The sequence below is a fragment of the Vibrio anguillarum genome, assembly GCF_003390515.1.
Taxonomy (GTDB): Bacteria; Pseudomonadota; Gammaproteobacteria; order Enterobacterales; family Vibrionaceae; genus Vibrio; species Vibrio anguillarum.
Map to the genome: position 1 here is coordinate 319,353 of NZ_CP031478.1, position 14,338 is coordinate 333,690.

Genomic DNA, 14,338 nt, shown 5'->3' on the forward strand with positions numbered 1-14,338 from the left:
TTGGGGTCATTCACATTTCCGTGTGACGGCTTGTATGGGTTGAGCACCGGCTCATAACCGGGCGGAAAGTATAGCGAACAAAATGAGAGTTTCATCACATATTTTTACGCAAACGTTCAAGCGCTCATTTATTCGACAGTTATTCTAAAAAAACATCAAACACAGGCAAGATTGGATGGAAAACAAACAAAAAAATATGGAATTTTCATCACAAATTTAAACTAATTTAACTATATAAAAACGAATAATTGGTATTTCTGCACTTTGCCAACTAGCTTTAAGAGAGTCACTTTGAAGAGACTGAAACGGTTTCGAATAAAAATCACTAGCAACGTCACGCCTCTTGCGGTCAACACTGACCCAAGAGGCATTTTTATTGGACAAAGTCACTGTAGTGCAACAGCGTGAGGCGAAAACTAGTTTACAACCTCAATATCGGTTTCAGGAATACAACAACACGCTAAAGCGATACCAAGATGACGCTCATGTTCAGGCAGTGCTGGCACGTCAGGTTGATGCACTTTGCCCGACTGCACAGTCACCTTGCACGCACCACAGAACCCTGCTCGGCAACTGTTGGCAATCGCAATGCCAGCGGCTTCGGCTTGATCTAATAAGGTCGTTTGGTTATTACCCTCAAATACATTGCCATTGACGCTCAGTTGTAACGTTTTCAGCTCAGCTGCGACAGTGTGCGCCACACCAAACGCTTCTTGGTGGTAAGATTCTTCCGCAAGCCCTTTTTTCAACAATAAGCTTTTTGCTTTCTGCATAAAACCATCAGGCCCACACACAAACACTTGGCGAGCAGTCACATGTTGGATTTGCTTAAGGTGAGATAAAGAGAGCCGGCCTTTCAGCCCAAACCAATCGACTGGAGCTTGAGTCAGAGAAATGAAGACTTTCAACCCCGGATGTCGCTGCTTAAGCGCTTCAAGTTCAACACGGCAAGGAATATCCTCAACGCTGCGGCATTGATGATAAAAGACCACATCTTGAATTTGTTGATTATCGGCAAGATAGCGCAACATCGATAACATAGGCGTCACGCCACTTCCAGCCGACAACAGTAACAACGGTTGTTGGTGCTGAGTCGACAGATGAAACGAGCCATCCGGTGATTGCGTGGTCAATGTACTTCCTACCTGCAAGTGATCAAGCAACCAGTTAGAAACTCTACCGCCATCAATACGTTTGACTGAAATCGCTAACCGACCCGGGCGCGATGGGCTAGATGACAAAGTGTAGCGGCGCGCCACGTTCTCGCCATCGATCACAACTTCGATTGGTAGGTGCTGCCCAGGTTGATAATTTGGCATTTCACCCTTTTTCGGCTCTAGCCAGAACGTGACAAAATCACGCGCAATCGCTTCACGCTCAACACAGGTCATCACATGGTGACTCATGCCCAAATCTCGATAAAACTCTTTCTCTTTGTACTCAAGCACCTCAACGCTGTCGCCAACTCGAATCATTCCCTCATTTTTTGCGACTAAATTTTGCCCAAAAAACACCCCGCCTCTTTCGTTAGCGCGAAATTGTGACAAGGTTCTTAGCGGCTCTTTGGTTGGACGAAAAGCCCCTTTATTCACATCAACAGTAGTGAGAATACAGCGTTCGCAAGGTTTTACCGCTTCAAATTCTACCTCACCAATTCGGATCCGCTTCCAGCTGTCTTCAGCGAAAGGCTCATCGGTTCGTACCACTAGATTGGTACGAAATTGATCCATGCTGTGCACTTCAGGGCTGCGGCGATTGAGTTCATCAAGTGAAGCTTGGCTGATGACCAGCACTGGATAGCCATCAGCAAAACTGACATTGTGACCCACTTTTTCACGCATTCGGTTTGATTGCTCTCCGGTAAACAGCAACTCAACACGCTGGCCTAACACTTGGCTAAACCAATCATCCGCTTCATCGGTTGTGGTGTAAGCGGTAAAGTTATCGTCCCACACTTGCGCTGGAGAAGGTTGCATTTTGAAATCTGCATAACGCAGTTTTAACGGAGATTGGTTCGCTGCCGTAAAGATCAAACCATCCGCAACCAGTATTGAATTCACCTTAACCATATTTGGATACTTACGTGCAGTGACCATTGAACCATCAGCTAACGCGATCATAAAGCGCCGATCAAAAGCCAGCCCCTGTTTTTCAACCCAAGCGGTGGACTGCGAGAGGCCACCTATCGATTTGACCGGGTAGACGTTAATTTGTGAGAGTTGAGCTGACGACATGGCCTATCCTTATGCTTTTTTAAAGGTATTTTTATAACGCGATGATAATGGAAATCGCCAAAGCTGGCTAACTCTATGGAAAATAAAAGGATGAAATTCCCCCCTGTTTCCTCTATCATCCTGTCGCTTAAACGTAAGCGATTGCGCGCACATTAAAAGCGAAGCCCGTTTAAGCTCCAATCAATTTATTTTCCGGTGGGAGCAACCAATGAAAACATTAACAATTACTCGTCCAGACGACTGGCATGTTCACTTACGTGATGGTGATGTGTTGGCCGATACAGTACGAGACATCAGTCGCTACAACGGCCGCGCACTGATCATGCCCAATACGGTCCCGCCGATCACCACCACAGAATTAGCATTAGCGTACCAACAGCGCATCATGGCGCAAAAACCACGTGATTCTTTCAAGCCACTCATGGCGCTTTATCTCACCGATAACACGACACCTGATGAGATCCGCAAAGCCAAAGCTTCTGGCGCTGTCGTGGCAGCCAAACTTTATCCGGCTGGGGCGACCACCAATTCAGATTCTGGCGTAACCTGCGCTCAAAATATTTACCCTGTATTGGAAGCGATGCAAGACGTTGGCATGCTGCTGCTGATTCATGGCGAAGTAACCGCTCACGATGTGGATATTTTTGACCGAGAAAAAGCCTTCCTCGATACAGTGCTTGCTCCTATTGTTAATGATTTCCCAAATCTGAAAATAGTGTTAGAACACATCACCACCGCCGATGCTGCCGAGTTTGTACAAAATGCGAACCAGAATGTAGCGGCAACGATCACGGCGCACCATCTACTTTATAACCGCAATCACATGCTCGCTGGTGGTATTCGCCCTCATTTTTACTGTTTGCCAATCCTTAAGCGCAACACCCACCAGCTTGCGCTGATTCAGGCAGCGACATCGGGCAATAAGAAATTTTTCTTGGGTACTGATTCTGCGCCTCATGCCAAAGGCAAAAAAGAAGCCGCTTGCGGCTGCGCTGGATCGTACACAGCGCACGCAGCCTTGGAGTTATACGCAGAGGTGTTTGAGCAAGTTGGTAAAATTGGCAACCTTGAAGCGTTTGCCAGTCACAATGGCCCTGATTTTTACGGCCTACCCCGTAATAACGACACCGTTACTTTGGTCAAAGAAGAGTGGCCAGTTGCTGAAAGTATGCCATTTGGCTCAGATATTGTGGTGCCGATCCGCGCCGGTGAAATGGTCGCGTGGGCAGTAAAATAGCCCATTAATGCATCAAAAAGGGAAGCCGCGGCTTCCCTCTCTTTACCATTTTTGCACCACACAGCGCTTATCTCAGCTTAGGCTGACGCTCTAACAGCACCATCACTTCGCTATGATCGGTATGTGGAAACATATCAAACCATTGCAGTTTTTTGGGTAAGTAGCCCACCATACCTTGCATATCAGTGATTAGCGTTTGCGGGTTACAGCTTGAGTAAATGATGTGTTTGGGTGATAAAGCCACCAATCGCTCAACTAATTCAGCTCCTAAACCACGACGCGGAGGGTTGACTAGCACCAGCTCAGGCGCGATTGATTGAGCCTGTGAGAATTGGGCAGAATCCAGCGCAGCAAAGTCTAAATTGGTAATGCCCATCGTCTTGGCAGAGCGTTTAGCACTGGCGATCGCTTCTGGTTCAATTTCAATTCCTGTGACTGCCGTAGTGGGACTGGCACAATGTAGGGCAAAACCGCCCACGCCACAAAACAGATCCCACATGTGACTTGGGTTTATCTCTCTCACCCAATCACGCGCCGCCGCGTACAACTGCTTCGCTACATGCGGGTTGGTTTGGAAAAAACTTTTCGGGCGGATAACCATAGGCACCTGATCAAACTGCTCAATCAAATACTCACACTCGGTTAAAAAAATCTCTTCTTCACCTTCTAGGCGCGCCATGTGGATGGGTTGAAGGTTAACTGAGACGACGCGAATGGTTGGAAACTGCGCCTGAAGCCGCGCGAGGTTTTGCTCAACTCGGCCTAAAGCTTCGCGACTTCTCAATACGAAACGCAGCATAAACTCACCTGAATATTCGCTGCGTGTGAGCAATATGTATTTGAGTTCGCCTTTCTTCTTGGTTTTATTATAGGGAGGAATACCCGAGCTACGGATCCAATCTTGTAGATAAGTTAATAGCGCTTGTGTCTCTTGTGGGTAGAGAGCACATTGCACTAACGACACGGGCGTTGATAGCCCATCAACCATGGATTCAACACCCAAAATCGGTGCATGAGCCGCGCCAAGAGCCACCATTTTCGCTTTGTTACGAAAACCCGTCTCTTCACTTATGACAGGTTCTAGCCACTGCTGTGGCATCTGCGTTGAAAACAGCGCTTTTAGTGCCAAATCTTTGCGCTTCACCTGCTCTGAATAAGAAACCGCGCAATGAGTACAAGAACGGCACAGCTGTTGATCAAAAAACGCACACTGCATAATGGGAACTGCCAAAAATGAAAAGCGCTAGTCTATTCGTCTGCGGGCAAATCACCATTCAATATGATTATCATCACCATAAAAGAAATTAATGGGACGGTTTCAATTTACTCACCATCCCCCACACTGCAACCACAGCCAGCCCGGCGAGTAAGCCAACGAAACCATTAAGCAAGGTTGGCATCACTACTGCTAATAAAGAGAGTTCAGCAACGACTGCAATCACAGGTTCAAGCACGTGGTGAATAAAAGGGACGTTGTGCACCACAATGCCACCGCCCACTAAAAACATCGCGGCGGTACCCACTACAGTTAATGCTTTCATGAGCTTAGGCGCGAAACTGATCAACCCTTTACCAAAGCGAGCACGCAGCCCTGCGCCATCTGAAGTGCGCTCTAGGTAGAAACCTAAATCGTCCAATTTCACAATGCCTGCCACCAAACCATAAACGCCGATGGTCATGACCACTGCAATCAAACTCACCACCAAAATTTGTGTCACCATGCTATGGCCTTGCACTGTCCCCAGCGCAATCACGATGATCTCGGCCGATAAAATAAAATCGGTCCGAATCGCCCCAGCGACTTTACGTTTTTCATAGTCATCAATCGATACGTCAGTGAGCATGCGCTCATCCGCGTCAGCGGTGCTGTGATGGCTGGTATGAAACACTTTTTCTAAGATTTTTTCTGCCCCTTCAAAGCAGAGAAAAAGTCCACCGACTAACAAGAGCGGCATTATCAGCCAAGGGGCTAATGAGCTCATCAGCAAGGCGGCGGGAACCAAAATTAATTTGTTGCGAAATGAGCCTTTAGCCACTGCCCATACCACTGGGATCTCTCGTTCAGCGGCAACACCAGACACCTGCTGAGCATTGAGCGCCAAATCATCCCCCAATACGCCTGCCGTTTTTTTCGCGGCCATTTTTGACATCAACGCCACATCATCGAGCACGGTTGCAATATCATCAAGAAGGGTAAGTAAGCTCGCGCCTGCCATGCAAATTCTCTCTTATTCATTTTCATTATTCAAAGCGTGACAAAATGTAACACCAAGCGCTGATGAAGGGAAACACAGCGATAAGAATCCCACCAACAGTGCTGACGCTTCAAGTAGCAAAGCAGTAAAGAACACTAGCTCAGTGACTGAGTATATTCGGCTGGCAATTGAGCCAGAGCGCTCTGTAACGCGGCGAAGCAGTCAGGATCAATGGCAGTATGTAGATTCTCTTGCATGATCAAAAGTGCTTTATCAATTGGCATCGCGGAGCGATAAGGGCGTTCCGCGCTGAGAGCATCAAAAATATCGGCCGTCGTGATGATTCGAGTCATCACGCTGATCTCATCACCGTTTACACCACGCGGATAGCCAGTACCATCGAGTTTCTCATGATGCGCCCCTGCCATACGTGCCAACGTCTTAAAGGGCGATAATTTCCGCAAGATTTGTTCAGTAAACGCGGCATGCGCCTGAACGGCTTTCCACTCCATATCGTCTAACTTACCGGGTTTATCTAAAATGGCATTACTGACCCCTAACTTACCAATGTCGTGCAGTAATGCCGCGCGTCTCAACCAAGATCGATCAGTTTCCGAAATGGCTAATTGTCGTGCGATTAAATCAGTATACACAGCCACTCGTTCACTGTGCCCTGCGGTATAGGGGCTTTTTGCATCAACAATCTTGCCAAATGCCGTGACGATACAGTCTAAATACGCTTCATCCAAAGGCTGATGCGCTTGTGCCGGTGGTAAATGCATCACTCGTTGGCTGATATCAGAGGCTTTGAGGCTAGCTACAAAGTGCGGGTTATCCACCAACTGCTCAATAATCTCAACCAATTGTGGGTCAAACCATACACCACTACGCTCTGTAACCTCGCGTATTGCTTCGTCCAAATCATGTTCCATTTGAAAAACGTCAAACACTTGAGCTAATAACGCAATCCGCGAGAAAAGGGGGATGGCTTCACCTTTTAGTTGTTGAGGGCGCCCTTGACCATTCCAATGTTCATCCAGTGAGTGGATCCCCTGCGCGACGACTTCGCTAAATCGCAACTCTCGCGCCACATCAGCCCCACGAGTACAACGAGTTTGAATAAGCTCTTGTGCATAATCATTACCATTTTTCAAAATGTCGATGGTAGTTAAAATACGTTCTGCCCAGCTCTGCTCTGAACCAGTATTTTTGACGATAAAGTTAATCACACTCGATAGACTGGTTCCGACGGTTTTATAACGCCGTTTGAAAGCGAGATCATCGGTGGCATACAACTCGCAAATTCGCGCGGCGTTGCTACTGCAGCCGGCATCTTTCAATAGCAAGGTAAAAAACAGATCATGCAGCTCAGCCTGATCGAGCTCTAATTGCATGCCAATATGCATACCAACCCAGCAACAGCGAATGCAGTGCTCCGGTGGCTGGCCTTCCGTCATGTCTAAGGCGGTCGTTAGCGAAATCATTAGTTCAGAAAGGGGGAAACTATTCTCCAATCGTGTTCTCACTCAATTGCATTGGTCTGGTTGCAGTTTAGATGTGACCGTTCGGTTTAGCCAATGATTTACCTCAGTTATCAGGCCAGAGTTGGACTATTTCCTTGCTCTAACAAACCAGCATTGCCCAAAAACAGGTTGAGGTAATGAACCCTGTTAACGGGCTGTGGTAAATCCAGCTTGGTATTTTTGATTGCTCTTGACACTAACACCTCTTACTCTGTGGGCAACTAGTCAGAAAGGAACCCTCATGTACTCTGTTTATACTTATCCTATCGGTACGCCAGGCACACCTTGGCAAGCAGCAGAACGCGAAGCGTGGCTCGCGCAAACGACGATTAAACGAGAATATCAGCAAGAAGTCGTGCCGAAAATTAACGCTTTGGCAACGGATTTTGAGGTAGAACAATACGGTGCACTATCAATAGACAAAGATCGCTACCCATTATTTGCCTTAAAAAGTCGCTCATGGAACCCTGACAAACCAACGGTGTTGATCACAGGTGGTGTACACGGTTACGAAACCAGCGGAGTGCACGGCGCGTTGCAGTTTTTAGCGACTCAAGCACCGCAGTACCAATCTCATTTCAACATTGCCGTTGCCCCGTGCGTAAGCCCTTGGGGCTATGAAACGATCAATCGTTGGAACCCATCAGCGCTTGACCCTAATCGCTCATTTTACGCCAATAGCCCAGCCGAAGAGTCGGCAAGCTTAATGCGCTGGGTCGCAAGCTTAGGTGACGTGTTGGTGCATATTGATTTACATGAAACTACAGACAGTGATGAAAGCGAGTTTCGTCCTGCACTAGCAGCGCGCGATGGGATTAGATATGAAGCCGATACGATTCCCGATGGGTTTTATACTGTCGGCGATACGGAAAATCCGCAGCCAGAATTCCAAGCAGCCATTATTGAATCGGTACGCAAAGTCACGCACATTGCACCAGCCGATAGTAAAGGCGAGATCATCGGCTCTCCCATCACTCAAGAAGGGGTGATCAACTACCCCATGAAAGCGTTAGGGTTATGCGGTGGCATCACAAATTGCTACTTCGGCACCACCACCGAAGTGTACCCAGATAGCCCAAAAGTCACAGCGCAAGAGTGTAATGACGCACAAGTCGCCGCCATTGTTGGCGCTTTGGACTACGTGTGCCGCTAAAACGATAAAACACCCAACCCCCTATGTCATGGATTCATGAGTGATAACGAAAAAAAACAGGCCGCATAAATACGGCCTGCTTTTATCAACTCTTAACTTGGTGAATCACATTATTAAAGAATTGTAATTTATCAGCAAGTTCACGGTCTACATTCATTACATTTGCAGATAATTCAGAAATCATAATGAGTTTATTCTTTTTTACATTCATAAAAACACTTTCGTCTGAACATAACAAATCCATTATTTTTTGAGATTTCAAACGAAGAACTCGTGTATCAAAGATTGGAATTTCGACAAAAGTTTGTATCGCATTTTCCTGTAAATTAATAAAAATCTCCTCACCACCGATCAATTCAATACCGATCGGTTCATTCCCCTCAATCCTTGAAAGCAAATTCGGTTGCACGCCCAAATTATCTACTAAAGTTTTATAAACGAGCTCTCTTAATCTGTTCATTTTTTATCCTATAACTGATGAAAAAGCAGGTGGAACTGTTCATAAATGTTCCCACCGACCTGTGTAAGCAAAATGATAAATACAACTAATTTAGCTGACATTGGAAGACCAGGATCTTGGACGCTAAATACCGTTTGCAATAATCCAACAACCACACCTGTAATGACAAAACCTAAGGAAAAAATAATAATCGCATTTTTCACAATATCTAGGCATGCAGCAGTGACATCAAGTACGGTCATAATATTCCTCTAATAAACTGGTTACTTTATTATTTTCAAATTTAAATAAGTAGTATTTTTTTGCGAAAAAAACTCGGTAACTATTTACCTTCGGATATTGCCAAAATAGGTCAGGTGATAATGAATAATTTAGATAATTCGAACTCACTACTGGAAAGTTTTGTAAGACCGAATATCTAGGATTCAAATTAGCACTGCCTGTATGCACATTCTTTGGCTCCGCCTCAAATAGAGTAAGAGGTGAACCTTTCAAATTATTTGAATCCCCGCCAGAAAATCTACCCATAAATATTTGAGATTGGATCTCTTTAAACGCACTAGGTGCTATCGCCCACTCTCGATTCTGTGCTCCAGAACGTAAACCGACATTCGACTCCAAATTTAACTTACCCTGCATGGGTCGCGTCATCGTAAGGTGAGGAGAGGCAGACTTGATTCCGTCTCCTTTCTTTGATTGCGCCTGAGCTAATGCTGGTGAAGGGCTCTTTACACCCTGCTCAGAAATCAACTTACCCTGCATGGGTCGCATCATCGTAAGGTGCGGAGAGGCAAGCTTGGCTCCGTCTCCTTGCTTTGATTGCGTCTGAGCTAATGCTGGTGAAGGGCTCTTTGCACCCTGCTCAGAAATCACCTTACCCTGCATGGGTCGCATCACCGTAAGGTGCGGAGAGGCAGACTTTATTCCATCTCCTTGCTTTGATTGCGCCTGACTTAATGCTTCAGAATGCGACCACATATAACCGCCAAAATTCGACTTAACGTGAGGTAACGGTAACGTAAGGGCCGAATGGGCAGTCGTTAGCTTGATTCCATCACCTTGTATTTTTACACGATTCAACACCATCAACGGTTGTTCTTTAAGAGCCATCTTCTCTACACCACATACAGGGTGCTTTGTTTCACTTAGTGACGATAACTGCGTCTCTTTTGTTATAAGAGAAGGTGTGATCCGTCGATTTTCGTTTACTCCCATCATTCGTACTTTCTGATCAGCCGCTGTTTTTATTTGAGGCTTAAAAGAGAGCTCGTTCTTCTGCATTACGGTTGTATTCGCTATCAAGCCTTCGAAGCTAGCGTTGTTCTCTATTGCATCACGACGTTTTTTAAGAACGCTCTTATACTTATCTTTACTCTTAGATAGGCTCGTATCAGTGGCAGAGCTGGCATCAACGGTATTGAGTTCATCGGATAAATCACCCAACATACCTTCAAAATTGTTATCCTTCGACGCCAAGGGGGTTGACGTGATTTGATTGAGTTTACTTAACATGCTTTCTCATACCTCAATTCTTCTCGGATTTCATGAAGCGCATCTTTGCGCTTTTCAAGGCGTCGTTTTTCCGCTTCAACCAGCTCTATTTCAGAAGCTAAATCCTCCGCTTTTTGTCGAGTAATCGAGGCGTCGAAAAAAACCGATTCAATGTTCGTTTTGACACTCTCGCGACGCATAAAGAGACGGCTCAGTGCGTTGTTCTCTTTTACCACGACCAAACTTTTAAGCTCTTGCTGTAACACTTCAATACGCCGCCAAAATTCCTCGATCTGATCTTGCAGTTCCTGATTGCGTTTTCTCAGCTTAACTAACATTCTTTGCTGTTTATCGATTCGAATATCAACGATCTCAATAATCTGACCAAATTCTTTCCATCGCTTCGAGTGTTTCTTCATACTCGACACCTTCAAAACCTTGTTTTAAAAACTCCATCACGATCGGGAAAAGATCAATCGCTTTGTCTGTTTCTAAATCGTTACCTTTTTCGTACTCTCCAACCCGAATCAACAATTCAACATTGAAATAGCGATACACCATATCTTTGATTTGCTCTGACAAACGGACGTATTTCTTATCCTGAACCTTATTTTGTAGACGGCTTTTGCTTTTCAATACATCAATAGCGGGATAACGGCCAGTCGAAGCAATGGTTGTTGAATACACAAGATGGCCATCAATCAGAGATTTCACCTCATGAGCAATCGGGTCATCATCTATCTCTTTTTCAATCAAGACGGTGAAAATACCCGTTACTGAACCGCACACTGAGTTGCCACAACTTTCAACCAAGCGCGACAATGCGAGCGACACACCGATCGGAATACCACCTTTAATCGGCGTACCATCCAGCATGGCTTGCGCACGAGCAAAACGAGTCAACGAGTCGAAATAGATCACCACTTTTTTACCTTGTTCCATGAAATGGCGAGCAATAGATACGGCAACTAAACCAGAACGCACCTTTTCCAAAGGATTCGCTTCCGATGTCGAAACCACAGTGATGGATTTACGAATGACTTCTGGGCCAATCTCTCCCTCTAAAAATTCGATGACTTCGCGGGCTCGCTCTCCAATCATGGCGAAGATAACAACATCAGCTTCCATGTTATTCGCCATAATAGATACGGTTGTCGTTTTGCCAGCACCGGCTGGGGCAAATAAACCAACACGTTGCCCTTCACCAATCGTAAACAACCCATCGATAATCTTAAGTTTAGTTGGAAAAACCGTTTCAATAGGCGCCCGCATCTGCAACGGGATCGGCTCAATAATGATCGGTAAATCAACAAATTCACCAGGCTGCGTTAGGTAATCATCACCATAGAGTGACTCGCCGTAACAGTTGATCACTTTCCCTACTAATGCTTTTTCATTCAAAGGAAAACAGAATCGACGAGGGGTGATTTCTACTCGTCCACCACGCTGTACCGCACCGGGTTGAAGTAGTTTGATCTCCACTCTCGGTTGCGCAACTTTCATCACTTCACCACGAATTTTGTCCCCACTCACTGTGTGAATGAAACATTCTTGGCCAACAAAGGTATCGATAGAAACATGACAAACCACTGTATCTTGATACAATTCTTTCACCTTAAAGAAGTGATTTAACATTACTCAATCACCTCAAATGAAATAGACACATAGCGTTTGAATTTACGTTTTGTCTGCGATGTGTTTTTGAACAGCTCTCCTAAGAAAGGAATACTTGAAAGCACTGGCACGGCGTTGGTTGTCGATTGAGTAACAGTGTTATCAAAACCACCGAGAATCACCGTTTGATTCGGCTTAATATAAACTTCTGTTTCCAACGATTGTGAGCTCACTCTTGGTGGCTCACTTTTGGTACTTTCAGAATCTGCCGTATCACCTAAAGATTCTTCTATATATTCAACTTTGGCCTGCACATTGCCAGATGGTAATAGTCGGCCAGTCACATACAAACTGTTATCGGCTTCTATTTTTTGGGTTTCAACCTGGCGTTCAGAGATCAAGGTGATAGTCGCTGTCTCTTTTTTACCAAAGTGACCTTTTTGATTTTCAAGCACTAAAAGATTGGTCTGATAGACACCACGAGCAATACCGTTGGAAGACAGCGCTTGGAAATTTTTTAAAAACTCAGTTGTCTGGGTAAAAGGTGGGATCACAATATCGTAAATCCCTTTGATACCGCTCAACCAAGCGCTATCAATACCAAAATTCTCATTACGATCAGCGGCGACGTCATACACTTTTAGCGAAAAAAGCAGTTGTTGTCGTTTGACATCAATCAAAGCTGCGATGCGTTTCGCCAGTTTAATTTCTTCCGGAGTACCTCGGACTAAAAGGGCATTGGCCGCAGGTAAAGCCTGCACATTAGACGTTTTTTCTTCCTCGTCTAATTGCTGTTTTTCACCTTCACTCAACTTAACTTTATAAGTGCGCTGTACCATTTCCCCATCACTGACATTCTGAAATTGTCCAATGTTGGTTATGGCCGCTGCAATCAATGCTTGAGCACCTGGAAAGGTGACCGTACTATCGAAAGTGCTGACACTGCGATCAATGACTGAGATAAAATGAAATTCAATTCGCGCTAATTCTAAATTATTACCGTTTTCAAGAAATTGGTTTTTATCCACCATATTGGCATAACTGACGGCATCATTGACAAATTTACGTGTGCCAGAGAATAAAATTGAATTTCTTCGCTCGGTTAATTTGAGCTTAGTTGTTAAGTTGGTATCAAAGGTTTGTTTCAATTCTTTCAGTAACGCTTGAGATGAAATATTACGTGGCTTATAAGCGTAATTAATATACGTTTTTCCGGCTTCAACCGTTAGCATTCCACCATAAACATACCAGTCAAAATCATACACATCAGAAAGTCGTCTCAATAGCTCAGGCCCTTCCCCTGATAACGTTTGAGTCAGAATCTGACGTTGGGTTTTATCATCAAGATCATTGACTAGTTTGACTTGCATATCCTTGGCAATTGCAGATAAGGCTCCTTTTAAATCAATATCTTGCTGTTTAATTAGTACACTGGCTTGTGCCATCGTTGCACACAAGAATAAAGCCAATGACAGCAGTTTAATCTTCATTAAGTATCTCTTTTAAACGTTCTTGGTTTTGCTTCATTTGACGCACTGTTTCATTCATAACCGATTGTTTCAGTATCATCTCCACAATCTCATCTTGACTCAGCATGTCTTCTTCAGTAATTCCCTCTTCCTTGATATTAGTTGTTACTTCATTTTGTACTTTCGTGGTTCGCGAAACTTCCTGAGCAACAGTATCAAAATCGTCCATACCGCTATGCGTTTGAGCAATAGCCAACCTGTTTGTCATTTCTACTCTATTATTCATAACCTACCTTTTGCATCATTTGTTTGAACACATAAAACTGGTCACTCAACAACCAGAGATTAATGATAATAATAACTACGATCGCTTTAATGCTTGTCGTAACAAACATAGACAATGACGCCTTTTTAAAAAAGAGATCCACATAGCCACAACCTACCGTAATCGTGAGCATCAAAATTATATATTTCCCTGATACAACCATCATCATCGATAAACTATCGACGATCATGAAGTAGAGTGTTTCAAACGGATTGTTGATGTCTTGATTCTGTGTTTGCGTAAATACATCAAAGAGTGGACGAAATAAAGCACCACTCTCTAGTGCATACATCAGGAAAATAAGACTGCTAATTTTAGCAAGTGCTTCTGATTCATCAGTAAAACGACGGTCCTGTACAGACTGCTCGTTCAGCAAGAGCAATTGCTGAATAACATTACCTATCGTGCCACTTAACCAATATGGCACTGAGGAAAAAAGCGCAAAAAATACAACACTTGCAACCCACCAAGGGGTTGGAACTTGTGCCAAATCACTCGCGTCTAGCCCAATCGCAAGCACAATCGCGATGGCTAAACACGTGGTATTATCCAAATAAAGCCGAGTAGGGTTGTAAATTTTCAGGAATAAAAACAACCCAGCAAATAAAAGCCAATCGGGAAAAAGTACCGCTTCCAT

General features: G+C 44.7%; 14 protein-coding genes. 2 read left to right on the plus strand and 12 right to left on the minus strand.

The genetic code is table 11. The features are described 5' to 3' along the window. Positions 1–416 precede the first annotated feature (416 nt). Entirely contained in the window at positions 417–2,234 is a 1,818-nt protein-coding gene (locus DD616_RS01340; RefSeq protein WP_208871584.1) for a hybrid-cluster NAD(P)-dependent oxidoreductase, read from the minus strand. A 208-nt stretch (positions 2,235–2,442) separates the two neighbouring features. Here DD616_RS01340 and pyrC point away from each other — a divergent pair, with 208 nt between their 5' ends. Then, a complete protein-coding gene (gene pyrC, locus DD616_RS01345) occupies positions 2,443–3,471 on the plus strand; it encodes a dihydroorotase (RefSeq protein ID WP_208871585.1) in 1,029 nt (342 codons plus the stop codon). 67 nt (positions 3,472–3,538) lie between these two features. Here pyrC and rlmC read toward each other — a convergent pair whose 3' ends face one another. The 3 genes from rlmC to DD616_RS01360 form a co-directional block, all read right to left on the minus strand. Then, positions 3,539–4,687: a 23S rRNA (uracil(747)-C(5))-methyltransferase RlmC gene (rlmC, locus tag DD616_RS01350; protein WP_208871586.1), complete on the minus strand. Its 1,149-nt coding sequence runs from the start codon at positions 4,685–4,687 to the stop codon at positions 3,539–3,541. Positions 4,688–4,775: 88 nt separating this feature from the next. Continuing rightward, positions 4,776–5,687 carry a DUF808 domain-containing protein gene (locus DD616_RS01355; protein WP_208871587.1) on the minus strand — a complete coding sequence of 304 codons (912 nt, stop codon included), beginning with the start codon at positions 5,685–5,687 and terminating at the stop codon, positions 4,776–4,778. Between the two features lie 134 nt (positions 5,688–5,821). Next, positions 5,822–7,150, minus strand: coding sequence for an HD-GYP domain-containing protein (locus tag DD616_RS01360; RefSeq protein WP_094130114.1), 1,329 nt, complete (start codon positions 7,148–7,150; stop codon positions 5,822–5,824). 280 nt (positions 7,151–7,430) lie between these two features. Between DD616_RS01360 and DD616_RS01365 the strand changes: the two genes are divergently transcribed. Further along, a complete protein-coding gene (locus DD616_RS01365) occupies positions 7,431–8,342 on the plus strand; it encodes a M14 family metallopeptidase (RefSeq protein WP_208871588.1) in 912 nt (303 codons plus the stop codon). An 85-nt stretch (positions 8,343–8,427) separates the two neighbouring features. Here the strand turns inward: DD616_RS01365 and DD616_RS01370 are convergent, their stop codons facing one another. From DD616_RS01370 to DD616_RS01405, 8 genes are read right to left on the minus strand one after another with little or no spacing between them, the layout of a single operon-like run. Further along, positions 8,428–8,802 carry a hypothetical protein gene (locus DD616_RS01370; RefSeq protein ID WP_013868054.1) on the minus strand — a complete coding sequence of 125 codons (375 nt, stop codon included), beginning with the start codon at positions 8,800–8,802 and terminating at the stop codon, positions 8,428–8,430. A gap of 8 nt (positions 8,803–8,810) precedes the next feature. Next, positions 8,811–9,044 carry a flagellar biosynthetic protein FliQ gene (locus DD616_RS01375; protein ID WP_017047156.1) on the minus strand — a complete coding sequence of 78 codons (234 nt, stop codon included), beginning with the start codon at positions 9,042–9,044 and terminating at the stop codon, positions 8,811–8,813. Next, a complete protein-coding gene (locus tag DD616_RS01380) occupies positions 9,031–10,314 on the minus strand; it encodes a hypothetical protein (RefSeq protein WP_208871589.1) in 1,284 nt (427 codons plus the stop codon). The genes DD616_RS01375 and DD616_RS01380 overlap by 14 nt, the downstream gene beginning before the upstream one ends. Then, complete coding sequence (locus DD616_RS01385; RefSeq protein ID WP_019280809.1) at positions 10,308–10,712, minus strand: hypothetical protein; 405 nt, start codon at positions 10,710–10,712, stop codon at positions 10,308–10,310. Before DD616_RS01385 ends, DD616_RS01380 begins: the two co-directional genes overlap by 7 nt. Next, a complete protein-coding gene (vscN2, locus tag DD616_RS01390) occupies positions 10,666–11,928 on the minus strand; it encodes a type III secretion system ATPase VscN2 (protein WP_019280810.1) in 1,263 nt (420 codons plus the stop codon). Before vscN2 ends, DD616_RS01385 begins: the two co-directional genes overlap by 47 nt. Continuing rightward, the gene (locus DD616_RS01395) at positions 11,928–13,397 is read right to left on the minus strand and encodes a type II secretion system protein GspD (protein WP_208871590.1); all 1,470 of its coding nucleotides are present in this window, start codon (positions 13,395–13,397) and stop codon (positions 11,928–11,930) included. Before DD616_RS01395 ends, vscN2 begins: the two co-directional genes overlap by 1 nt. Next, complete coding sequence (locus DD616_RS01400) at positions 13,387–13,662, minus strand: hypothetical protein (RefSeq protein WP_017047161.1); 276 nt, start codon at positions 13,660–13,662, stop codon at positions 13,387–13,389. The genes DD616_RS01395 and DD616_RS01400 overlap by 11 nt, the downstream gene beginning before the upstream one ends. Further along, positions 13,655–14,338 (minus strand): hypothetical protein, encoded by a 684-nt coding sequence (locus tag DD616_RS01405; protein ID WP_019280811.1) that lies wholly within the window; start codon positions 14,336–14,338, stop codon positions 13,655–13,657. The genes DD616_RS01400 and DD616_RS01405 overlap by 8 nt, the downstream gene beginning before the upstream one ends.